24 protein-coding genes are annotated in these 20,560 nt (G+C 62.6%); 6 read left to right on the forward strand and 18 right to left on the reverse strand.

Annotated features, from left to right (window positions below; translation table 11 throughout):
• The first annotated feature begins 20 nt into the window (after positions 1 to 20).
• Positions 21 to 278 carry a hypothetical protein gene (locus ATK23_RS11305; protein WP_066141967.1) on the forward strand — a complete coding sequence of 86 codons (258 nt, stop codon included), beginning with the start codon at positions 21 to 23 and terminating at the stop codon, positions 276 to 278.
• A 68-nt stretch (positions 279 to 346) separates the two neighbouring features.
• On the opposite strand, the gene ATK23_RS11310 is transcribed toward ATK23_RS11305, so the two are convergent.
• The 6 genes from ATK23_RS11310 to ATK23_RS11335 form a co-directional block, all read right to left on the reverse strand.
• The gene (locus ATK23_RS11310; protein WP_066141969.1) at positions 347 to 832 is read right to left on the reverse strand and encodes a carboxymuconolactone decarboxylase family protein; all 486 of its coding nucleotides are present in this window, start codon (positions 830 to 832) and stop codon (positions 347 to 349) included.
• 94 nt (positions 833 to 926) lie between these two features.
• Positions 927 to 2,225 (reverse strand): dual-specificity RNA methyltransferase RlmN, encoded by a 1,299-nt coding sequence (rlmN, locus tag ATK23_RS11315; RefSeq protein WP_066141971.1) that lies wholly within the window; start codon positions 2,223 to 2,225, stop codon positions 927 to 929.
• A 111-nt stretch (positions 2,226 to 2,336) separates the two neighbouring features.
• Positions 2,337 to 2,933 carry a hypothetical protein gene (locus tag ATK23_RS11320; RefSeq protein WP_157066398.1) on the reverse strand — a complete coding sequence of 199 codons (597 nt, stop codon included), beginning with the start codon at positions 2,931 to 2,933 and terminating at the stop codon, positions 2,337 to 2,339.
• 241 nt (positions 2,934 to 3,174) lie between these two features.
• A complete protein-coding gene (locus ATK23_RS11325; protein WP_066141976.1) occupies positions 3,175 to 4,308 on the reverse strand; it encodes an FAD-dependent oxidoreductase in 1,134 nt (377 codons plus the stop codon).
• Positions 4,301 to 5,014 (reverse strand): methyltransferase domain-containing protein, encoded by a 714-nt coding sequence (locus ATK23_RS11330; RefSeq protein WP_083515620.1) that lies wholly within the window; start codon positions 5,012 to 5,014, stop codon positions 4,301 to 4,303. Before ATK23_RS11330 ends, ATK23_RS11325 begins: the two co-directional genes overlap by 8 nt.
• A complete protein-coding gene (locus ATK23_RS11335) occupies positions 5,014 to 6,135 on the reverse strand; it encodes a type III polyketide synthase (protein WP_066141982.1) in 1,122 nt (373 codons plus the stop codon). The genes ATK23_RS11330 and ATK23_RS11335 overlap by 1 nt, the downstream gene beginning before the upstream one ends.
• A gap of 166 nt (positions 6,136 to 6,301) precedes the next feature.
• On the opposite strand from ATK23_RS11335, the gene ATK23_RS11340 reads away from it, so the two are divergent.
• Positions 6,302 to 6,967, forward strand: coding sequence for a GntR family transcriptional regulator (locus ATK23_RS11340; RefSeq protein WP_066141985.1), 666 nt, complete (start codon positions 6,302 to 6,304; stop codon positions 6,965 to 6,967).
• Positions 6,968 to 7,003: 36 nt separating this feature from the next.
• Here the strand turns inward: ATK23_RS11340 and ATK23_RS11345 are convergent, their stop codons facing one another.
• From ATK23_RS11345 to ATK23_RS11355, 3 genes are all read right to left on the reverse strand, one after another.
• Positions 7,004 to 7,666, reverse strand: a complete 663-nt coding sequence (locus ATK23_RS11345; protein ID WP_066141987.1) for a GOLPH3/VPS74 family protein — start codon at positions 7,664 to 7,666, stop codon at positions 7,004 to 7,006.
• 60 nt (positions 7,667 to 7,726) lie between these two features.
• Positions 7,727 to 8,911: a hypothetical protein gene (locus tag ATK23_RS11350; protein WP_066141990.1), complete on the reverse strand. Its 1,185-nt coding sequence runs from the start codon at positions 8,909 to 8,911 to the stop codon at positions 7,727 to 7,729.
• Positions 8,912 to 8,980: 69 nt separating this feature from the next.
• Positions 8,981 to 9,718 (reverse strand): sulfite exporter TauE/SafE family protein, encoded by a 738-nt coding sequence (locus tag ATK23_RS11355; protein ID WP_152331762.1) that lies wholly within the window; start codon positions 9,716 to 9,718, stop codon positions 8,981 to 8,983.
• 126 nt (positions 9,719 to 9,844) lie between these two features.
• On the opposite strand from ATK23_RS11355, the gene ATK23_RS11360 reads away from it, so the two are divergent.
• Positions 9,845 to 11,008, forward strand: a complete 1,164-nt coding sequence (locus ATK23_RS11360; protein WP_245858382.1) for an FAD-dependent oxidoreductase — start codon at positions 9,845 to 9,847, stop codon at positions 11,006 to 11,008.
• Here ATK23_RS11360 and ATK23_RS11365 read toward each other — a convergent pair.
• On the reverse strand, positions 11,001 to 12,044 hold the full coding sequence (locus ATK23_RS11365; protein WP_066141996.1) for an agmatine deiminase family protein: 1,044 nt from the start codon (positions 12,042 to 12,044) through the stop codon (positions 11,001 to 11,003). The genes ATK23_RS11360 and ATK23_RS11365 overlap by 8 nt on opposite strands.
• The gene (locus ATK23_RS11370) at positions 12,037 to 13,014 is read right to left on the reverse strand and encodes a nitrilase-related carbon-nitrogen hydrolase (RefSeq protein ID WP_066141999.1); all 978 of its coding nucleotides are present in this window, start codon (positions 13,012 to 13,014) and stop codon (positions 12,037 to 12,039) included. The genes ATK23_RS11365 and ATK23_RS11370 overlap by 8 nt, the downstream gene beginning before the upstream one ends.
• A gap of 138 nt (positions 13,015 to 13,152) precedes the next feature.
• Here ATK23_RS11370 and ATK23_RS11375 point away from each other — a divergent pair, with 138 nt between their 5' ends.
• A complete protein-coding gene (locus ATK23_RS11375; RefSeq protein ID WP_083515600.1) occupies positions 13,153 to 13,800 on the forward strand; it encodes a TetR/AcrR family transcriptional regulator in 648 nt (215 codons plus the stop codon).
• On the opposite strand, the gene ATK23_RS11380 is transcribed toward ATK23_RS11375, so the two are convergent.
• The 7 genes from ATK23_RS11380 to glsA form a co-directional block, all read right to left on the reverse strand.
• The gene (locus tag ATK23_RS11380) at positions 13,797 to 14,921 is read right to left on the reverse strand and encodes a S24/S26 family peptidase (RefSeq protein ID WP_066142002.1); all 1,125 of its coding nucleotides are present in this window, start codon (positions 14,919 to 14,921) and stop codon (positions 13,797 to 13,799) included. The genes ATK23_RS11375 and ATK23_RS11380 overlap by 4 nt on opposite strands.
• A 1-nt stretch (position 14,922) precedes the next feature.
• On the reverse strand, positions 14,923 to 15,498 hold the full coding sequence (locus ATK23_RS11385) for a hypothetical protein (protein WP_066142005.1): 576 nt from the start codon (positions 15,496 to 15,498) through the stop codon (positions 14,923 to 14,925).
• Positions 15,495 to 16,181, reverse strand: a complete 687-nt coding sequence (locus ATK23_RS11390; protein ID WP_066142007.1) for an LPXTG cell wall anchor domain-containing protein — start codon at positions 16,179 to 16,181, stop codon at positions 15,495 to 15,497. Before ATK23_RS11390 ends, ATK23_RS11385 begins: the two co-directional genes overlap by 4 nt.
• Positions 16,178 to 16,747, reverse strand: coding sequence for a signal peptidase I (locus ATK23_RS11395; protein ID WP_038993123.1), 570 nt, complete (start codon positions 16,745 to 16,747; stop codon positions 16,178 to 16,180). Before ATK23_RS11395 ends, ATK23_RS11390 begins: the two co-directional genes overlap by 4 nt.
• A complete protein-coding gene (locus ATK23_RS11400; RefSeq protein WP_038993122.1) occupies positions 16,744 to 17,319 on the reverse strand; it encodes a hypothetical protein in 576 nt (191 codons plus the stop codon). Before ATK23_RS11400 ends, ATK23_RS11395 begins: the two co-directional genes overlap by 4 nt.
• 25 nt (positions 17,320 to 17,344) lie before the next feature.
• A complete protein-coding gene (locus ATK23_RS11405; protein ID WP_052254021.1) occupies positions 17,345 to 17,899 on the reverse strand; it encodes an alternate-type signal peptide domain-containing protein in 555 nt (184 codons plus the stop codon).
• Positions 17,900 to 18,239: 340 nt separating this feature from the next.
• Positions 18,240 to 19,268, reverse strand: coding sequence for a glutaminase A (gene glsA / locus ATK23_RS11410; protein WP_066142011.1), 1,029 nt, complete (start codon positions 19,266 to 19,268; stop codon positions 18,240 to 18,242).
• 242 nt (positions 19,269 to 19,510) lie between these two features.
• On the opposite strand from glsA, the gene ATK23_RS11415 reads away from it, so the two are divergent.
• Both ATK23_RS11415 and ATK23_RS11420 read left to right on the forward strand, forming a co-directional pair.
• A complete protein-coding gene (locus ATK23_RS11415; protein WP_083515601.1) occupies positions 19,511 to 19,933 on the forward strand; it encodes an acyl-CoA thioesterase in 423 nt (140 codons plus the stop codon).
• A gap of 200 nt (positions 19,934 to 20,133) precedes the next feature.
• Complete coding sequence (locus ATK23_RS11420) at positions 20,134 to 20,556, forward strand: VOC family protein (RefSeq protein WP_066142014.1); 423 nt, start codon at positions 20,134 to 20,136, stop codon at positions 20,554 to 20,556.
• Positions 20,557 to 20,560: the final 4 nt, after the last annotated feature.

The following is a 20,560-nucleotide window of genomic DNA, read 5'->3' on the forward strand; positions in this document are numbered from 1 at the left end:
CGCAGGGAGCAGGACGAGACATGAGTGAACAGCGCGTTTTCAAGGCAGTAGTCGCCAAGGAAGCCGGCTGGTGGAACATCTGGGTTCCCGAATTGGATCATGTGACTTCCACCCGCAAGTCCCGCAAGATCTCCCTCTACACCCGCTCCTTGATCGCAGCGGTGCTGGGCATCGAGGAATCCTCGTTCCGCGTCGAGCGCGAAATGGTTTCCGCTGGAGAATTCGAGCGCCGCTTCACCGAAGCCGTGCGCGCAACCAGCCCGCAGGAAAAGCTGTAGGCAGAACGCCCGGCGCGCATCCGCGGCAAAGGCCGCCGTATCCCCAAGCGGGATACGGCGGCCTTTGGCTATTTGCCCGTGGTGTCCAGTTCGCGTTCCTTGACCGGGTGGCGCGAAAGGATGGAAATCCGGTTGAAGGCGTTCATGGCGATGGCGATCCACTGGATCGCGGCCACCTGCTCATCGCTCAGCACCAGCCGGGCCGAGGCCACCGCAGCTATGCGCTCATCGGGTATCGGCAAGTCAGTGGTTGCTTCGGCGATGGCCAATGCTGCGCATTCTTCTTCGGTGAACAATCCCCCGCATTCATCCCAGGTGCGCAGCAGGGTGATCCGCTGCAGGCTTTCGCCGGCCTCCAGCGCCTTGCGCGCATGCAGGTCCAGGCAGTAGGCGCAGCCATTGATCTGCGATACGCGCAGGTTGACCAGCTCGGCGGTGCGGTCGCTGATCCCGGCGGCGCGGTAGGACTTGGTGACGTCTTTGGAGAATCGGCCAATCGAGTTCCAAAGCTCAGGATTGGTCTTGTCGAGGAACATCGGGTCTGAAACGGCCATAGTTGAACCATACATCGACGTGCAGCCCTCCTGCTTGAAGGCATCCGGTTAAAGAACCGTGGAGACCAGCGAAAGCTGGTCTCCACGAAGTTTGCTATTTGTCGCCGTCAGCTGCGAGCTGGCCGCAGGCGCCGTCGATTTCCTTGCCGCGGGTATCGCGCAGCGTGGTCGGCACGCCCAGCTCGTCCAGGCGGCGCACGAACTTGGACGTGATGTCAGGTTCGCTGCGGGTCCAGATGGAGCCCGGCACCGGGTTCAGCGGGATCGGGTTCACGTGCACCCAGCCGCGGCCGCGGGCGTTGAGCTTCTTGGCCAGCATTTCCGCGCGCCACTCGTGGTCGTTCATGTCCTTGATCAGCGCGTACTCGATCGAGACGCGGCGCCCGGTCTTCACGTAGTAGTCGTAGGCGGCATCCAGCGCCTCGTCGACCTTCCAGCGCGAGTTCACCGGGATCAGTTCGTCGCGCAGCTCGTCATCCGGGGCGTGCAGCGACAGGGCGAAGGTGACCTGGACGTTCTCGTCGGCCAGCTTGCGGATCGCCGGAACCAGGCCGACGGTGGAAACGGTAATGCCGCGTGCCGCCATGCCCAGGCCTTCCGGGGCCTCGGCAACCATGCGGTGCACGGCGTTCATCACGCGCTTGTAGTTGGCCAGTGGTTCGCCCATGCCCATGAACACGATGTTGCCCACGCGCTCATCCGGGTGCTGGCGTCCGCCCAGTCCGCCCTCGGCGATCACTCGGTTGGCCTGGACGATCTGGTCAAGGATTTCAGCAGTGGACATGTTGCGGGTCAAACCCGCCTGGCCGGTGGCGCAGAACGGGCAGTTCATGCCGCAGCCGCACTGCGAGGAAATGCACAGGGTGATGCGGCCCGGGTAGCGCATCAAGACCGACTCGACCAGCGAGCCGTCGAACAGGCGCCAGAGGAACTTGATGGTCTTGCCGTCATCGGTTTCCAGTCGCTTGACCTCGGTGAGCAGCTTCGGGAACATCGCCTCGGCGAGTTCCTCGCGGCCGTTCTTCGGCAGGTCGCTCATCTTCTCCGGGTCGGTGGTGTAGTGCTGGAAGTAGTGCACGGAGAGCTGCTTGGCGCGGAAGCCCGGCAGTCCCAGTTCCTTCAGCTTGGTCTGGCGTTCGGCCAGGGACAGGTCGGCAAGGTGCGTTGGCGGCTGGGAGACGCGGCGCTTGGTGGAGAACTGCAGCTCCGGACGGCCATCGGCACCCATCTCCTGCTTCCAGCCTTCGGCGGTCGGCACGACCTGGGCACGGCCTTCGGCTTCGGCTCGGGACTTGGAGATGCGCAGCTGCTGGGCGCGCTGGGCCGCGGCCTGCTCGTTGCGCAGCGCCTTGCGTTCTTCAGCGGAAAGTGGGGTGGAATCGATGGAAGTCATTGCTACCTATTGTTTCATGTATCCGCGAGAGTTTGGCGGTGAGTTTGGGCACGCGCAAGCAGTGCCGCACCGCCAAACCACCGGCGGCGAGGCACTGCTGCATACGGGCATTCAGTACTTGAAGGATTCCTTCAAGTGGCCAATGTTGCCCACGGCCCCGGCCAGGTCCATGTCCCCTAGCTGCCCGGTGGTGGCAGCGGCCGGGCGGTCCTTGCTCCTGTGGCGGAAACCTTCCTGGTGCTCGCGGGTGATCACCGCGTCACCGGTGCCAGCCATGACCGCCTCCAGCTGGTAGGTCTCGCCCCAGATCGGCTCGCCGTTTTCGTCTTCGCCCTGGTATGCCCTGACTGATCCGCTGACCGAGCCGTTCTTCAGCTGCTTGTCGATATGCACTTCAAGCGCGTCACCGTACATTCCCACGATGTCCAGCGTCTCGCATCCGCTGTCCGGATCCCACGACGGCAGTTCGCCTGCCGGGCAGTCGAAGTTCACCACAGCTGCATCACCCGAACCAGTGGTGCGTGCGAAGAAGCTGATCAGGTGTGCGTTGCCGGCAAAACCGTCAAGCTCGCCGACATGGGCCACCTCGCCCGAGAGCCAGATGCTGTCGGTCTTTTCCGGGGGCGCCGCCGAAGCGGGGACAAGTGCAGTGAGCGCCAGAAGGGCGGTACTTGCGCCGCATAGCACGGCACTGGTCGTTATCCTCATGATGGGTCCTTTCCGCTGCGCATGCCTCGCTGCATGCGCAAGTGCACCCGACCAGTGTGCAGTCACCCAGCCCGTTAATTCAACAGATGGACATAAAAGTTATCTGAGCTCAATGCATGCTCACAGGCAACAAATCCGGCCAGGCCGTCACGCTTCTGCCACGACCTGCGCTGTCCGCGTCGCCGGGTACCGCACTGATAGATGCAATCACGCAACCAGCAACCGAAGCTTTGCCATTTCGTCATGCAACGGGAATAGTCCTCTGCCCGGGCGAAGTCATCGTGAAACTGCGCGCCACTTTCTCTTTCAACCAGCCGTTGGCAGCCAATGCTGAAATCGCCGTATCCCGCAGCGGGACGGACCAGCTCGGCAGGGCCCGCCCCAGCAGCATGTTGACCTGCGCACGCCGGGCAGCACTGCGGGCGGCCGCGAGCCGCAGATCATCCAGTGAACCAGCTGGTGCACCGGCAGCAATGAGGTCGGCTATTGCCTGCGCATCAGCCAGCCCCAAGCTCAGCCCCTGCCCGCCGATGGGGCTGATCTGATGGGCCGCGTCCCCGAGCAGCACCACCCGCCCGTGGACCATCGAGGACACCATCCGGGTAGCAGTGCCGAAATAGCTCGTCATGGTGCAGGCCCCGGGATCAAGCAGGTATCCGGTGCGGCTCAAGATCATCTCGGCCAAGGCTTCCGGTGAATCATCGGCCAGCTTCTGTTCGACGCGCACCACCCAACGCCGCCGTGCACTGGGCAACGGAAAGGATTCGACAATCCCCTGCTGGTGCAGGAACAGCGCCGCAGCATGCGCCAGTCCAGTGGTATCGGGAAAGTCACCCATCAGATACCTGTCACGATGGTTTGCTCCTGCAAAGTCCATCCCGAGATCCGTGCGGACTGCGGAGCGGACCCCGTCGGCACCGGCCAACCATCGGGCCCGGTAAGCGGTGCCGCCGGATAGGAACTCCACGGATTGCTCGGACTGCCCCAGTACCTTCTCGAAAGCGCATCCGGGCATCAGCGACCCCGGTGCCAACCGCTCCAGCCGCTCGCGCAGTAAATGCTCGGTGGACTGTTGCGGCAAGGACAGCACATAGGGGTATGGTCCGCCAATCTTGGCGAAATCCATCGCGGCGATGCTCCTCCCGCGCGAGATCCCCAGCCCGCCGCGGATCTGCACGCCGTGGCGCTGCGCGGCCTCCCCCACTCCGAGCTGATCCAGGACCTGCAGTGCCGGAGGGTGCAGGCCAAAGGCCCGCGAGTGGGCTGCCGGCGCACTGCGCTGCTCGAAGACCCGGACGCTGCGCCCATTTTGGGCGAGCAGGATGGCCAAGGCCAAGCCCACCGGTCCGGCACCGATGATCGCGACGTCATCCACGGCGTCCAGCGTCCCAGCACAGCAGGTTGCGGTACGGGCGCTGCGTGCGCACTTCCCACCCGGTCCGGAGCAGTTGCTCCAGTTCTTCGGGCACATAGCTGCGCCCGATGGAGGTCAGGCCGTCGCGGCGGATCAGCGAGCTGCCGGCCAAGGGCAGGGTCGCCAGGCCGAAGAGTCCCAGCGCCATCGGCGAGCGCCGGATATCGCTGTGCACCCCGAGACCGGTGCACAACTGCTCGGTGTCTTCCTGCAGCTGCTGCAGCTCATCCGGTGACAGATGGTGCAGCAGGTGGTTGGAGAGCACCAGGTCGTACTGCTCGCCGGCGGCGGCCAGCCGGGTGCTGGTGGTCTCGCGGAATTCCAGTGCCCCTGCAGGCAGCTTGCTGCGGTGCAGCGCTTGCCGGGCGTATCCGATGGCCCGCGGATCCGGGTCGATGCCATGCACTGCAACCTCGAACCCGTCGGCGAGCGCCCACCGGGCCAGATTCGCCGCGATATCCCCGCCGCCGCAGCCCACGTCCAGTATTATGGCCCGTGCCCGGTGCACTAGCAACGGACGGATGCATTCCAGGTAGTTGCTCCGCCAGCCCGCCACGACCCGGTTCACCAGCGGGAACTGGGCGTAGGTGCGGCGCAGCAGCACCGGGTCGCAATCCGGCCGGTCCATTTCCTCGATGGCTGCCGTATCCCGCTCCAGCCGGAGCATCATTCTCTCCTGGATACGGTGAACAGCCCCGTTTCAACGGTCAACCCCGGGCCGAAAGCCATGGAACAGACTCGATCCCCGCTATCTGCTTCAGCAGAATCGAGAATTTCCTTGAGCACGAAAAGCACCGTGGCGCTAGACATGTTTCCGTAGCCATCCAGGATCGCGCGGGCCGGCGCCAGCTGCCGGTCATCCAGGCCCAGCCGGTTCTGCACTCGGTCCAGAATGGCCCGGCCGCCGGGATGCAGTCCCCAGTGCTGGATCTTCTCAAGCGAGAGTTCCGAGTCGGTGTCCTTGTCCAGGAGCGGTTGCAATGCCGCGGTAATGTGCTCGTCGATGATGTGCGGGACGTAGGTGCCCAGCACCATCTCGAATCCGTGATCGCCGATATTCCACGCCATCGCTTCCTCGCCTACCGGAGTGAGCACGGTTTCGAAGCCGTCCATCTGCAGCGGCCCGCTGCCCTTTGCCGATACGATCACCGCGGCCGCCCCGTCGGCGAAGATGGCAGACCCCATGATGGTGTCCGGGTCATTGGAGCTGTGCACATGCAAGGTGCACAGCTCTGCGCAGACCACCAGCACGGTGGCGTTCGGGTCGGCCAGGCAGAAATCGCGGGCCGCGCGCAGGGCGGGGAAGGCGGCATAGCAGCCCATAAATCCCAGGTGATGGCGCACGGTGCTTGGTGCCAGCCCCAGCGCCCGCACGATCTGGTAGTCCGGGCCGGGGTTGTAGAACCCGGTGCAGGAGACGGTGATGACGTGGGTGATGTCTTCCGGCGCCAAGTCCTCGCAGGCATCCAGCGCCTTCTTCGCGGTCTCGGTGAAGAGCGTGCCTGCCTGCTTGGCGTACACGTTGTTGCGTTCGGCGGTGCTCGGGGAGAGCAGGAGTCCGGCCGCCCGGTCATAGAACATCGGCCGTTCCGGCGGGGGCAGGGTGAGGTCGAATTCGTCGACGCAGCTGTATCTGGTGCTGATCGCGGCGGAGTTGAAGGAGGTGGCGATGAGCCGTTCGCCCAGCCGGCTCAGATTCGGCTGGCTGGCGAAAACATCACGGATTTCGTCCTGGGCAAGTTGCGTCGCGGGCACTGCGGTCTGGATCGTGCGGATCTTCACTGGCATGCCCCGAGCCTAGGACCGTTGCCCAGAATGGTAAACAGCTTCGGCGAATTGCCAGCATTCACCCGATGTTCTGTTGCCCTCCGCGCGTGGATTATCTATCCTCGGCGAAGAATATGATTATTGTTATTAACGTCAGATTTAATCTCTCGCGCAGGAAAGAGGCCCCGTGGCAAAGGCATCAGTTCATTCCCTGGAGGGCATCCGCCGGACCATCCTTGATGGCTTCTGGTCCCCCGGCGACCGTCTGCAGCCGACCGCATTGGCAGTGCAGTTCGAAACCAGCACGACGGTGATCCGCGAATCGCTGACCCGGCTGGCTGGCGAAAATCTGGTGGTCATCCGCCCGAACCGCGGCTTCTTCGTACCGGATCTCGATTTGCGCGAGCTGGCGGATATCACCGAGCTGCGTTGCTCCACCGAAGCGCTGGCCGCCCGCCTGGCAGTGGAACGCGGAGATGTCGCATGGGAATCCAAGGTGATTGCGGCCCATCACAAGCTCTCGCGCACCCCACGCCGTTTGCCGGAGGAACCCGGCACTCTCAACCCTGCGTGGTCCGAAGCGCACCGCGAATTCCACCATGCTCTGCTGGTGCCTTGCGATTGCCAGCCGATGCTCAAGCTATCCGCCGACCTGGCGAACTTCACCGAGCTCTACCGGCGCTGGGCCGCCCCGTCGAAGGCGGCTGGCAAGCGCAACGTCGAGAAGGAGCACCAGGAAATCCTGGATGCCGCTATGGCTCGTGATGCCGACCTGCTCGGAGAACTGCTCGGAAACCATTACCGTTCCACCGTCCAAGTGGTCATTGATGCTGGGTTGAGCACCCTGCGTTGACCCCTTTGGCACGTCGTTGGTGGCGTGCGCCGTCGGCTATTTCTTGCCTGGCGCAGGCGGAATGACGCGCTCACTGACAATGGCGGCGTTCATCGCTGCCACTGCTCGTTGTGCCGAATCCGCTGCCGGTGAATCCTGCGCGAGTTCCGCTATCCGGGACTGCGCTTGGGCCGAAGTCATGGGCGCCAGCTCGTCCTCCAGCACAGGGTGCACCAGGCCTACGGCCTGAAGGATTGCGAGCACGGTGGTATCGCTGGTTCCAGGGATTTTCTGCCCGTGAAGGGCACCGTGCAGGTCGGTTCTGATCTGGCGCTGGATCTGCTGGTTGATGATGCGCACCCGCTGCTTTCCCAAGCCCAGCATCGTGCGTTCGCCGTATTCGATAATTCCGCCCTTGGCCAGGGAATCGGTCAGCAACCGGACATCGCACAGGGAATTGATCTTCACCGCGTCATCCAGGCTCAGGCTGCCCCGCCTTTCCAGCTGCTCCAATGGCGCGGCAAGCACTGGATCCGGGCAGGGCCCGGCACCGATGAGCTGGATCTGCCGCTGCTCATCCTCGCTGAGCGCCACACGCCCGGCAACCATCAGGTCTGTGATGATGGCGGCGTTCATGCCGTATCCCGTAGCTGATACAACTGCTTCCGGTTTCTCGGAGTCATCGGCCATGAGCAAGTAGAGCTTTTCTGCGATCAACATATTCTCAGGCTACCGGCCCGCACTGGAGGAATTCTTCAGCCTTGCGACGGATATTCAGGCTCAGTCGCCCTTGGCCGCTGGCTTCTTCTTGGCCTTGTCCAGCTCGGATGGCGAATGGGTGGTCCGGGGTTCGGAGCGATCCTGCGTCATGGCCGAGGTGGTGCGGATGAAGACCGAGATCCAGCTGAACATGATGGCCACCACCGACAGCTCGAAACCGGTCAGGTTGTAATAAGACCATTGGTTCCACAACTGGAAGGCGCCCCAGATCGCGCCGATGGCCGCATAGGACAGCAGATGAAACACCACCGGGTAGCCAGGCAGCAGCACGATAGTGCCCAGCAGCAGGAAGATCATGGCTACCGAGACCATCTGCACAAAGGCCGAATGCACCTCCATGGCCACGTCGAAGGGAACCAAACCGATGCCGATAATGCCCATGGAGACAAGCAGCAGGCACCAGCGCACCAGCTTCGGACGAGGACGCACCATGCGTGCAATCTTGTAGCGTTCCAACGCAGGGCGGCAACGGTAGGTCTGTGCCAGGCGGACCAGGTCTCGGGTCAGGAACTCGGTGAAGGCAGCGAGCACCAAGCCGGAAATCACCAGGGTGAGATTGAAAGTCCAGAAGGACCCCATGCCGGCTTGCGTGGTCCCCAGCGACGAGAACATGCTCCGCCACCAGTTCTGGTCTTCGGCCAGCAGCATGCTGATCAGCACACCGGCGCATATGAAGATCCCCAGCACCACTGACAGGGACTCCGCATTGATCCGCGCGGTGGCCTCCAGGGACAGGTAGGCGCTGATGCCCGTGGATACGCTGACTGCCAGAGCCCCTGCGAGCACGTCCAGATGCAGCCCGTAGAAAGCCTGTTGGAGCAGGTGGAACACGACCAGCATGATCATGATGGTGCTGGCTACGTGCACCAAGACGAGGCCAAGGGCAGTAACCATCTGGCGCCATGCGGGGATCCTCTTCAGCCACGTCTCGCGGGCCCGGAGCATGGTGCGGAACGCATAGGCGCTGCTGGCTCCGGCCGAGACAGCACCACAGACGGCTGAAACAATGCCTACCGACAGATCGCCAAAGAGAGGCGGACGTTCACCGGCGAAGATGATGAGCCCGACAACCAGCCCGAAGAGGGAACAGATCAGGCCGGCCCATAGGGCACGTCGCTCGATGTCCAGTTCGGTGACTCGCCTGCTGAGAGTGACATCGGGATATTGGGAATGCACGTAGTACATTCTCTCATTTTCATTGAAGAACGTTTACTGTCCGCGGCCCGGCCATCCTGCGCGGAACCGGTCCTTGCGCTAGTTCGAGGACAACGCGAGCAAGCCGCTGGCCATCAGGCTCACCGCGCCGCTGAAGGCAATCAGCACCACGAAAGCGCGGCTGAACTTCTGCGGAATCCTCGGGGCGAGAAAATTGCCCAGCACGATGCCCAGCACCATCGCTCCGAAGCAGGCGCCCCATTGCTGCCAATGCAACTGCGGCATGCCGCCCTTGGCGATCAGCGATGTCAAGGACAGCACCAGGAAATAGAGCTGCACGGAGATGGCGAATTGGGCTTGCGGCCAGCGGCTGGCTACCGCATATCCGGCAATGGCTGGACCGGAGACCCCGGCAGTCACGGACATGAATCCGGAGACGGCTCCTGCTCCAATAGCCAATCCCCTGCTTTGGGCCATGGCGAGGTTCCGGATCATGAAGCTGGAGCACAGCGCGAGGATCACCATGAAGGAAATGCCGATATTCAGCCACGGCCCATCCAGCGAGTTCGCCACCCACGCCCCGGGAATGGTCATGAGCATGGCGGGGATGAGCATGAAGGCGACTTTCCGGTATTCGACCTGCCTGAAAACCTGCGCAAAGATCAGCAGGCTGCTGCAGGCGCCGAGCAAGTTGACCAGCATGACACCTTCGTGCGGCCCCAGGACCATCACCAGGAAGGGCGAGGAAACCAGTGCGAATCCCATGCCGGAAATACGCTGCGTGGAGGCACCCACGAAGACTGCGGCTGCCAAGCCGATGATCGCCGCTAATTGCACGCCCTGCTCCACGCTGTCTCCGCTATCCCTCGTCGCTGTCCACTATTACGTTAGTCCACGGCCAATGAGTCATTTGAATGGAGCACGCTTCAGCTGGAGTTCTACGCTGTAGGAATGCGCAATGACGTGGATTTCCTGGTAATTGGCGGCGGGGCGATGGGCTCTGCCGCCGCGTGGTCCCTGGCCGCTGGCGGACACGAGGTGCTGCTGCTTGAGCGTTTTGCTCCGGAGCATCGGGAAGGCGCTTCGCACGGGGCCACCCGCAATTTCAACCCTGCCTACGCCGAACCCGAGTACCTGCGCCTGCTGCAGCGCTCCAATACCTTGTGGGATGAGATCTCGCAACGCTCCGGCAAGCCGCTCCTGACGCGCACCGGATTGGTCAATCACGGAATCGTTGAAGCGCAGCGCGCCATGCACGAGGTGCTGGGCCAGGCAGGTTTCGGCAGCGAGCTGCTCTCCCTTGAAGCTGCGGAAGAGCGTTTCGCTGGCATGAAGTTCGAGACCGAAGTCCTGCATATCCCCTCCGGCGGCCAGATCAACGCCGACCTCGCGGTGTCCTCTCTGCAGCAGCTGGCAGTTGCCGAGGGTGCGTCCGTGGAGCATGGGCACCAGGTGGCAAGCCTCCAGGTGCTTGCCGATGACTGTGTCGAGGTCCAGGTCCAGCACCGGGGAACCAGCTCGCGCATCCGGGCCCGGCATGCAATTGTCGCCGCGGGCGCCTGGACCCGGTCGCTGCTCGGCGATGCGCTCAGGCTGCCGGCCATCCACATCACCGAAGAGCATCCGGTGCATTTCGCGCAGAAGGACCTGCCTGCGCACTGGCCCGGATTCAACCACATCCTGGACCCGAACCGGGAAATCGGTTCACGGATCTTCGGTCCCGTCTACGGGATGCGCACCCCCGGCGAAGGCATCAAGGTGGGCTGGCACGGCTCCGGGCAGATCATTGATCCGGAGCACCGCCCGCACCAAGCCAGCGGGGAACAGCTGCGCGGGCTGCAGGAATACGCGGAACGCTGGCTTCCAGGGGTCGATCCCTCGCGCTATGAGACGGTGTCCTGCACCTACGCCAATACCGAGGACGAGCACTTCATCCTCGACTCGCTTGGTCCGATCACCGTCGGCGCAGGGTTCAGCGGCCACGGCTTCAAGTTCGTTCCCGCCATCGGCGAGCACCTGGCCGAGCTGGCCTTGGGCCGGCGCACGGCCGAACCGAAGTTCTCGGCGAACCGCACGGTGGCGAAGCCAGTCTTCCTGCAGCGCCGCCGCGCGGCCGGCATTAGCTAGCCGCCTGTTCCCGTGCAGCTGCGGGCACCTGCTGGGTGATGCAGTGGATGCCGCCGCCACGGGCAAACAGCTCGCGCGCATCCACGCCAACCACCTGGCGGCCGGGATAGGCGGCAGCCAGGATGCCAGCAGCCTGCTGGTCGTTGGGGTCATCGAAGCTGCAGGCGATTACCCCGCCATTGGTCACCAGATGGTTGATATAGGAATAGTCCACCCAACCCTCGGCATCGCGCAGCACTCTCGGCGCGGGCACGGCAATGAGTTCCAGGCCCCGTCCCTGGGCATCGGTAGACTGCTCCAGCCGTTTGCGCACCGCCTGCGATATGGCGTGGTCGGGGTGCCGCGGATCCTGCTGGTCGTGGTAGAGCACGACACCGGGCCGGGCGAAGCAGGCGACAATATCCACGTGCCCGCGCGTGCCGAATTCCTCGTTGTCGCGGCTCAGCCCTCGATCGAGCCAAATGGTTTTCCGGGCGCCGAGCAGCCGCGCGAACTCGGCCTCGATCTCTGCTTCGGTCTTCCCCGGATTGCGGCCCGGATCTAGCTGGACGCTGCGCGTGGCCAGAACCGTGCCTTCCCCGTCCACGTGGATTCCGCCTCCCTCGTTGGTGATCGAGGCACGCATGTGCGCCGCACCTGCAACCTGCGCGACGTGGCCTGCCACCAGCCGGTCGTTGTCCCAGCTGGCCCACTCCTGCGCGCCCCAGCCGTTGAAGTTCCAGTCCACTGCCGCCAGCTGGCCGTCCGGGGTGCGCACGAAGCTCGGGCCTGTGTCGCGCATCCAGGCATCATCCAGCGGGTGCAGGACATAGTCGACTGCATCGCCCAGGTGGCGCCGGGCCGCCGCTTCGCTGGCCGGGTCCGCCACCATCGTGACCGGGGTGAAGGCGCTGATGGCGCGGGCCACTGCGCTCCACGCGGACCGTGCTGCTTCGGCCTGCTCCTCGTTCTCGCCCAGCGTGTAGCCGCCGGAGGGGAAAGCCATGAAGATGCGTTCATGCGGGTCGGTTTCCGCGGGCATGACGAACTCAGGCATGGGCGCGCCCCAGTTCTCCCAGGCCGGACTCGGTGCGGGCTTCGGTGAGCGCGCCGTAGGTTTCCGGGCGGCGGGTGCGCAGGAACGGGAAGAGCGTGAGCCAGTCGCGGCGGGCATCCAGGTCCAAGGTGGCCACCAGCACTGCTGATTCGTCGCGCGGGGCGCGGGCCAGGATGCGCCCGTACGGATCGGAGATGAAGGACGAGCCGTAGAAAGCCAGTGCACCCTCGTTGCCCCAGCGGTTGGGCACCACCATGAACAGCCCGTTGGCGATGCCGTTGCCGATAATGGTTTGGCGCCACAGCGGTTCGGTATCGAAGTCCGGGTGGTCCGGTTCGGAACCGATGGCTGTCGGGTAGGCCAGCAGGTCGGCCCCGGCCAGCGAATAGATGCGCGGCGGCTCGCTGAACCACTCGTCCCAGCAGGTGGGCAGGCCCATGGCCAGGCCGTCCAAGGCTTCGATCTTGTGGACCGGGTAGGGATCCTCGTTGGGCCCCTCGCGGAAGTACTTGTCCTCGTAGTACCCGGCGGTGCGCGGGATGTGCAGCTTGTTCGTCAGCGCCACAATCTCGCCCTCCGGGGAGAGCACCACCGCCGTGTTCAATCCCAGCCCGTCGGCGGCCGGGGCCTTGCGGAACAGCGAGATGTGCACGTGCAATTGGTACTTGGCGGCCATGTCGCGGGCGAAGGCCACTGTCGGCCCGGTCTCCAGATCTTCTGCGGACTCATCAGCCGCGTCCGGGTTGGGAACTACGAAGGCCGGGTACTTGCTCAACGTCAGCTCCGGCAGGAAAACGATGCGCGCGCCATGCTTGGCCGCACGGGCGATGCCGTCCTCCAGTTCGCTGCGCAGCTCCTGCGGGTCTTCGTGCCAGCAGTGCTGGACCAGAGCGATGGTGATCTCGCCGCGCTCGACGGCGTCCACGCGGGCCAAAGAGGCCGGCGGAGTCAAGGTGACTATTTCCTTCATGCCTGAGCTCCATCGATAAAACGAATGTGATTCGTTTACAGATTACAGCCCGCCCCGACTCCTGCGCAAGGGATTTAACGAATGACTTTCGTTTATTTGTGTAAGCTCTATCCAGAACCTTCAATATCAGGAGAACTCATGGCCAGGCCCTCCAAGCCGAAGCTCAGCCCTACCGCGATCGCTGAGGCAGCGCTCCAGCTCGTTGATGCCCACGGCGAGTTCACCCTGCCGCAATTGGCCAAGGCTCTTTCGGTCTCGGCCTCGTCGCTGTACAACCACGTGCAGGGAAAGGGAGAAATCATCGAGTTGATGCGCGGGCGGGCCATGGCTGAAATCCGACTGCCCGACCTGGGCAACGTCTCCTGGCAGGAAGCCGTGCGGGATATTGCCACGGAATACTGGGCCTCATACTCCCAGCACCCGCGGCTGATCCCGTTGCTGACCAGTCATACGGTTCGCGACAGCACCACCCTGCGGGTCTACGACGCGCTGGCCGAAGCTTTTGCGCTGGCTGGATTCGAACCGAAGCAGCGGCTGCAGGCCATCACGATCGTCGACTCTTTCGTGCTAGGTTCAGCGTTGGACGCGGCGGCACCGAAGATCGTGTGGGAAGCAAATGCGCAGTCGTCGAGCTATTTCAGAGAGGCCTTGGACGCTGACCTGCCCGACAGCAACCGTTCTCGGGCAACCTTCGAGCTAGGCCTGTCAATGCTGCTGGACTCCTTCGCCCAGCAGGTTGCCGACGCCACGGCCGTCTCAGGCAATGGGCCCTCGCGGAAGCCTTAAGCGCAGGTGAAGTCCCTGGCGAGCAGCAGCCCGGGATGGTAGACGATCGTCCGCGTAGGCGAGGTAGCTGCTGGGGCGCTCCACCCGATATTGCTGCCTGTTTCCGTGACGGCATTGTTATCGGTCGTGTAGACGACCAGCAGCTTCAGTTCCATCGTCATGGATCCCCCTGATGTGACGAGCCCGAGCAAATTGAGTCCTGGCCCGTAGGCCGCGGACGTGGCTCCGGACGCCACATTCGTATACGAGAAAGTGGAAGTGCCGGTCTGCAGCCTTAGTACCAGACGAGCACCAGGCGGCAGCGTCTGGGCTGGCCAGGAGACCGTGGCAGTGGTCAGCACCAGGCCGGACTCGGTACAGGCCAGCGTTCCTGTTGCCGGCGGCACCGTATTGGCGCGGACGGCGGATGATGCGGTGGCTGAACCGGTGAACGCCGCCTGGGTAACTTCGGCTTTCGGCCCCTGCAGGGCGATCGTGCCCAGCAATGCCGCCACAGCGAGTACGGCGATCACCCGTGAGCTGTTGGAGGCCCGTTTCGCCGTCGGCGTTTCGCCCGGCGCTTGGCCAGGCGGCGCGCTTGCAGTCTCCGGACCGTCTGCGCGTGGCGGTCCGGCCTTCCCATGTCGGCGGCCATCGCGTCGGAAGGCAATGAACAACACGTACGCGCACAACAGGCCGCCAAGGAAATACACCCACGGCTGGCTGAGCCAGGTCACCGCATACCCCAGTAATGGGGCGCTGAAAATCAACCGGTCTACCTGATCCACCGGGTATGCTTCCACATCTGGAACCGAATTGGCATCCCCCTTGAGCACCAGTCCGCCCGGAGCCTGCTCGATAACCCGATGCGTGATCCGCTGCCCCTGGCCATTGACGACCGAGACCACATCGCCAATCGCGGCGTCCTGGGCAGCCATGGGCACGGCCATGCCAAGAGAACCTGTGGGAATGCCCGGTCCCATGGAACCCGAAGCAAAAACCAGTGGCTTGATTCCGAGTGCCAGAGCCAGCACGGCCATGACAAGGCACAGGGTCCCCGCAACGGCGCAGGCATTCAGCACGATGCGCTGGAACAGCGTCAACGAGGATCCTATGCGGACTTCGGTTCGGTTGAACTCCATCTCAGGATCCCACCGTCGAGGTGAAGTCCATGGCGATTGTCGTCGTGGCCCCCTGAAGCGTATTTGAGGCAGTCACCGGCAGCGAGTACTGGACACACAGGGTTTCGCTGCCTCCGGAGGCCAAGGGCCTGGAGGCCGTGGCACTGCCGAACTGGGAGCCAGCGTTTTTTGTCAGCAGCGCGGTACCGCCCGAGCAGGTGACGCTGGAGCCGCTGCCGCTGACCGTGGCACCAGTTTTCACAACGATATTGAGCGCCGTCCCCAGCGCGGTACTGCCCGATCCGGTGATTCGTCCAGCGAAGACGTAAGGTGCCGAGATGGATCCGGTGTTCTTCACGGTCACTACGGATGCCGATGTCGATCCGGGAAACAGGTTGTTGCCGGTGATGGGCATCTGGTAGCTGGCCGTGGTGGCGGTACCCGAGGTGGCGCCAACTCCCAGCGTAACGGTGGCCGTGCTGATATCCGAGGTAGCCGTCGCCTCCCCGGTCCACGAGGCCAGCGTCGAGACGGCGCCGAATCCCACGAGGATGCCCAAGGACAAAATTGCCTTGACGCGCATTGAAAGGTCGCTCATCGTTCCACTCCATCCGCTTCAAGTTCATTTTGATTCTTGCGCCGCACGGCCAGCAGCACCAAGCCCGCGAGGCCCACGATGCCTGCAGCCGCAAGCAAAGATGCACCGTTGGATCCGGTGTCTGCCAGGTCATCGTGCCGTTCTCGGGGATCCGATTGCGGCGATTCTTCCCTCGGCTCATCGCCGTCTGGCGGCTCCTCATCGCGCGGCGGCTGCGATGGATCTGGTGCTGGCCCATCACTGCCTGCCACTTCGACTGCATCGATGCGCACCTGCAGCGAAGGCACCTGCTGGCCCTGCGGCCCATTTCCCGACGACCAAGGCAGTCCGACCTGCAGCCCAATTTCCGCAGCTTGGTCCGGTTCCAGCCGGACGACGGAGGCACCGGCTGTTTCGAAATAGATCCTGGTTGATGCTTCAGGCTCGACCGGCCGGATGCGAACTTCGATATCCGACTCACGGTCGTTGCGGATCCACAAATACCTCGTGGATTCATCGCCTGGCACCAAAGCCGGGATGCCCTCGAATACCGGCGGAGGGACATCGGAATAGGCTTGGCCGTCCAAGCTGTAGCTCAGGCCCTGTTCCGTTTCCGCGCCCGAGGCGGGAGCTGCCCAGAAGATCACCACTCCGGGAAGGGCTGCCACCATGGCAGCACCGGCGGCAAGCACACGAAGCTTCATCGCAGCTCCTTCCTTCGGCGCTCACGCCATGCTCCGACAAACATCACCAGCGAATACACGATCAATCCGCCAGCTGCGATCCAGGTCAACCAGGTTCTCTGCTGGATTGACAGGGCGCTGTTCACGTATCCGAGGTAGGGGACGGAATACCAGAGCTTGCCCCGGATCTGCTCGGGTTGCACCGGCTCGTCATCGGTGTTGTTCGCATCCCCGCGAAAGATGAATTGTGCTTCCCCGCCCAGGCTCGCGCCGATGGCGGACACCCGGTGCGTGACGACTTCCGGCTCCCCCGATTCCAGCTGGTACGTGGCAACATCGCCTATGCGCAACTGCTCCGGGTCAATCGGCTTCACCACTGCCAAAGTCCCGGGAGGCAAATGCGGCCTCATGGATCCGGTCAGCACCGTAAATGCTGTCGCCCCTCCCAATTTCGGGATCACAATCATGATCGCAATCAAGGCAAGAACGGTGAACAGCACCAGCCAGGAAAGCACCTGCCCGCACCACCACCAGATCCCGGTGCGCTCCTGCTGTCCTCTATTCCGGATACGGTTGCCTGCTGTCATCGCTGCTGCCCCGCAAACCCCAGTTCGAGCGCCATTTTCCCGCCGGAAGCTGCTTCCGGTGCCCCTGAGGGAACCGAAACACGAACACACAAGGTCTCCGTCGCCATTGCAGGTTCTGCGCGCAGCACTCTGGGCGCTGCGAACGAAGCGGAGGCGCCCAGAGAACCGGTGTACAGCTGCTCCCCGGACAACGGCTGGTCATCGTCGCAGGCTTTCTGGTCCATGCCGGTGTAGATGCTCAGTTGCAATGCGCTGGACAGCGCCCGATCAGCAGCGGTGGGCGAAGTGGTCGCATTCACCGCTCCGTCCAGCTGATACGACAAATCAACTGTGCCTGCATTGCTGATCACCAGTGATGCCTGCGTGAATGCTCCGGGGATCAGCTCGCTGCCGGAGAGATTGGCGAACTGGTGCTCCGTTTCGCCACCGGCCAGCAATGCCAGCGATCCCGTCCTCAAGCTTGGCGGATCCACCGTGCTTTCTGCGCGCCACGTAGCGGCCGTCCCTTGCGCGCTGATACCCAGCAGCAAGAGCACGGCCGCGACCAAGGCGAACTTCAGGGGTTTTGGCATGCACCGGCCGATCCACGTTCCGCGGTTACGCGCGGACTTGATCCAGGGTCAAGGTCAAGGCTTCAAGATCCAGCGGCTGGTCGTAGGTTGATGGCGGGGTGTCTCCCACTCCGCCTTCGTTAAAGGTGATCGTGATCAGGAATGGAACCGTGTAGGTACCCGGCTCGGCGAAAGTCAGCGTTCCGTCGGCTTCTTCAGTGATACCCGGAGCTGACGCATCGACCTGCAGCTCGACGGTCGCATACCCTTCCAGCGCACCGAGATTCGTTGCCGCCTGGTCGACGCTGAGTGATCCGGCAATGTTCTTGCCTTCGGCATCGATGGTGGCGGTCTGGCTGAACGCAACGACATCGCCAGGAACGATCTGCTGCGTCGTCGGGTCGAATGGCTCAGGCGCAGCTGGATTGCTGACGTCCTGCCAGGTGCCGGTTCCGCTCGTCGTCAAATTCAAATGGCCGGTTTCGACAGTGCCTGCATCGATGGTCTGCTGTGCCTGCCAGCGTGCAATTGTGCCGGCACCGCCGAGGAGCAGCGCTCCGGCAGCGACTGCGGCGATGGTTGCCTTGGTTACTTTCCTCATGAAATACGCATCCTCAAAGTTCACGTGCCCCCAGTGACACACACTTTAAGTAAAGCTTGTTTAGTAGGTTTTTCAACCCCGCCACTTCACATGCCGTGACAACCATCAGGTCCCTCGAAATGACGCACTGCAACTATTGCGCAGAGGTACACTCAAGGTACTGGCAATTTTTCCTAACCAGCAGGTGGGAAGCCCTATTTAACGGGAATTTTCCAGACCTTGCAACACCCATGCTCCGGATGGCGGACACAAGTCAGCAAGACCTAACCGCTTGTCTAGCAAACTTTAGCTAGTTAGCGAATCAATCCACCTCATTGGATAAACTACGAAATTCTCGGAATCAGCTGTCCCGGTCAGGGGCTGAGGCGAAAAGGTTGAGGCCCATGGCGCGCGAAAGCTGCCCGATGGCAAGCTGCGCCCGCACCGAGTTCCCCGCCATATCCAATGGTGGAGAGAACGCGCCAATTGCACCCTTGCCCGGAGCCACCGCGACGATGCCACCGGAAACACCTGATTTCGCCGGGATACCGATTTCAAACAGCCATTCACCCGAGCGCTCGTACAAACCGTTGGAGGCAACTGTCGCCAAGGTGTCACGGCAAACATCAGCATCCACAACACGCTTCCCGGTCACCGGGTTCACGCCGCCGTCAGCCAATGTCGCACCCATGATGGCCAGGTCGTGCGCGTTGATGTTCAGCGAGCACTGCTTGGTGTAGACATCCACCGCATCATAGGGATCGCCATCCAACCGGCCGTAGCTCTTGAGCAAATGTCCCAGGGCCTTGTTCCGCTCGTTGGCCAACGACTCGGAATGGTAGACCTCGTCGTCCAGGCTCAGCGAGCGGCCGGCGAAGGCCGAGAGCCCTTCACGCACGTTCTCCCATTTCTTGGCTGCCGTCTTCCCCGGCATCAGCGAGGTGGTGGCGATGGCACCGGCATTGACCATCGGATTCATCGGCAGACCGTTGTTCAGTTCCACTGCCATGACAGAGTTGAACGGCATACCGGTGTTATTCACACCGATGCGGTCCCGGACAACCTCGCGGCCGTGCTCTTGGACTACGAGCGCATAGACGAACATCTTGGAGATCGACTGGATAGAGAAGAGATGGCTGCAATCGCCGACCGTGTGGACCGAGCCGCCCACGTGGGACATGGCGATGCCGAAGAGGTTGGGGTCGGCTTGACCCAGGATCGGAATGTAGTGGGCCAGCAATCCTTCATCGACATCCGCATAGCGCTCATGGGCTTCCTTGAGCAAGGCATCGATGCGATCATGCTCCAGCTCTCCGGTTGAAACCTGCTGAACGACGTCGTCGAAGTCGGTAGGAATAGTTTCGTTATTCCCTTCCGAAGGATAGGTCATTTTCACCTGCCTTGGATCTTGTGGCCATTGGTCCATGCTGCTTGATTTGACCTTATCAACAGCTTCGGCGCTTGGCACCTCGCGGTCGCCGCGTACTGGAGGGAAGCATCGAGTCAGCGGCACAAAGTCCCGGTCTCGAACAGGCTTGCACACCTGGCTCAATAGGGATCCCCTTGTGTTTTCCCCGACATTGTGGAGCAACTAACAGCGCAAAGTCCTCCGCCTGACTTAGCATTTTGTGTATGGCTAAGGGTATTACTTTTCATACGCGCAAGTGGGTCCGCCCAGAAGACTTGAACGCAAACGGCACGCTGTTCGGCGGCAGCCTGTTGCGCTGGATCGATGAAGAAGCTGCGATCTATTCGATCATCCAGCTGGGCAACAAGCACGTTGTCACCAAGTTCATGTCCGAGATCAACTTCATTGCCTCCGCTAAGGAAGGTGACTTGATCGAGATGGGCCTGACCGCCATCGACTTCGGCCGGACCTCGATCACCCTGCGCGCAGAGGTGCGCAACATCTTCACCCAGGAATCGATCCTGACCATCGAGAAGATCGTCTTCGTGAACATCGGCGAAGATGGAAAGCCGGAGCCCCATGGCTATGACCACATCACCTACACCCGCGATCGCATCCCGCTGGAAATCACCAAGGCGCTGATCTAGCCTCCGTCTGATTGCCCGAAGCCCTGAATAAACCAAGGGTTTGATTCAAGGTCCCGCTCGGCCGCACCTCATGGCGCGTCCCGGCGGGATCTTGTTTTATTATGCAGGCAATTCACCCCAAGCTCTTGCACTGAGTTCATGCGTCCAGCAAAGTTGTTTTTGCACAGAGGAATTCCCACCTACGCAGAAGCGAGCCACCCATGGGACAAATGATTTTCGTCAACCTGCCAACTGCAGATCTAGCCAGAGCCGACAAGTTCTACGAGGCTCTGGGGTTTACCAAGAACCCCACGTTCTCCGATGAGAACGCCACCTCCTGGATCATCGACGAGAACATCTTCGTGATGGTGCTGCGCCAGGAGTTCTTCTCCAGCTTCCTGGTCAACGGCGATCAGCCGGCACTCGGAAATGGCGTGCGCGAAACGCTCAATGCCATCTCTGCGGAAACACGCGAAGGCGTCGACGACTTCGTCGCCCGTGCCGAGGCTGGTGGCGGCAGCATCTACCGCCCGGCGGATGAGCCCTTCCCGGGCATGTACCAGGCAGCCGTACAGGACCCGGACGGGCACGTCTGGGAAATCGCGTGGATGAGCCCCGAAGCAATGGAGAACCCTGCCGGCTGAGCCG

The sequence above is a fragment of the Glutamicibacter nicotianae genome (assembly GCF_002797775.1).
Classification (GTDB): Bacteria; Actinomycetota; Actinomycetes; order Actinomycetales; family Micrococcaceae; genus Glutamicibacter; species Glutamicibacter nicotianae.